Source organism: Pseudoalteromonas sp. SWYJZ98 (assembly GCF_015864495.1).
Classification (GTDB): Bacteria; Pseudomonadota; Gammaproteobacteria; order Enterobacterales; family Alteromonadaceae; genus Pseudoalteromonas; species Pseudoalteromonas distincta.
In genome coordinates, this window is record NZ_JADYXA010000090.1 from 1 (window position 1) to 1,691 (window position 1,691).

1 protein-coding gene and 1 pseudogene are annotated in these 1,691 nt (G+C 40.3%); both read right to left on the minus strand.

The window, feature by feature from the left end:
• Positions 1-120 (minus strand): annotated as a pseudogene (locus I6F10_RS20575) (transposase); the annotation flags it as partial.
• A 201-nt stretch (positions 121-321) separates the two neighbouring features.
• Positions 322-1,296, minus strand: a complete 975-nt coding sequence (locus I6F10_RS19910) for a transposase (RefSeq protein ID WP_165742499.1) — start codon at positions 1,294-1,296, stop codon at positions 322-324.
• Positions 1,297-1,691: the final 395 nt, after the last annotated feature.

Genomic DNA, 1,691 nt, shown 5'->3' on the forward strand with positions numbered 1-1,691 from the left:
ATCAATGGCAAACATGTTGCGGCCTATCAAGCCTTCCTCATCACATATCATCAGCACTTGCGTAAAAAGCGGCTCAATCTGTTCATGCATTTTAGCCACAAAACCCGCTATAGATGTGTAACAGATAAACTAGACAGCCACTCTAATTGAACAAACAAAATGTTGCCATTAAATTTAATTTGTAGGTTAATAATATATCTTTTATCGACAGGTTATTTTCATTTCATCCATCAAATAAGTCACTAGCGCTCTTAATCTAAATTGCACGCATGAAAATGGCTGCATGGTGCAGTTGTGATTTATTACTGAGTAGTTTACGTTTTATGCCAGTAGCTTTTCGCAGTTACTGATATTCGCTCGCCGCTTTCGCTTTAAGTTTTCACAATAACCTTCTTGTGAGGCTGGCCTGCCCACTGCGCCATGAAATACGCGCGTAAATTGGGTTGTAAGCTTTAACCAGTTCTCTGGAGATATATTCACCCTTTCCAGTAAAGGCAAATGTGTACTTTCAATATACCCTCGCTTGTCTTCTCGCATACAACGTCCTGTTAATTCAACAAGTTCAAGGTACGATTTAAGCTCAAACGGCAGCCCTTTTGGCATAATCTGACGTGGCATACCTGCAAAGCGAAGGAGTTGTTTTGGCTGCTTGCCTTCTTTTGCGCATATTAAGCGTACTTGAGCGCTGGTATGGTCTGACTCTTCTGGCGTTTTAGCCATTTTGGCTCTAATCGGGTTTAAATCGACATACGCCATACAGGCGGCAAGTGCGGCTTCATCAAGCAGTGCTTGTGAGCTAAATCGCCCCTCCCAAAACCTGCCGGTACAGTTATCTTCCTTATTTGCTCTGCGAGCAATATCTTCATTTAACAACCGCATAAACCAGCTAATACTTGATAGACGCTCTCGATATTCCTTTACTGTTTGATTAAAAAAAATAAGTTCAACTTTACTTAGCTTTTCACCCTGTACATATTTTTGCGTTAACAATGTGCCTTTACAGAGTTTATGCCAGCGAATAACAATCGCTTTATCATTCAGCCTATTCGCTTTCTTATCATCAACATACAAGACTAAATGTGTATGATTACTCATTACGGCATAAGCACATACATCAATACAAAATGTCTTGGCTAACTCAAGCAGTTTGTCTTCAACCCAGCCCCTACGATGCTCGTAAGATTTGCCTGTAAAACGGTCTTCGCCACATAAAAATGCACGGCGTACGCAACGTGAAATACAGTGGTAGTACTTTGTATCAACCAAACTTACTTGACGCTTTCTTGCGATTGCCATAAAACACCCTGCTTATTTTTTACACTAAATAAAGGCTAGTCTTTAACTTCTAAAAGTGCAAAATTTAAAGTGGGTGTCTTGTTTATTTCTGTCTATTAGATCACAGCGAACAGATGGATTCAAGGTTAAAAAGCAACCAACCAAGAATAGTTGGATACGTTCCTAAAAAGAGTAATTCTACAGCCTCAACGCCCATTTAAGGGGCTGATAATTGTTTGCTAAAATGTGTAGCGAAGCGAAACCGAGCAAACTGTTAGCAGTCCCGCTTTAAATTCTTGTGTACGCCCGACATGGGCATTGACTTATGAGGTGAAAGTCCTCTGTAGGAAGATCACCGTTTAAATAACACACTGTTATTAAACGATAACTACTAGCGAATGGCAAGGGCTAAATCG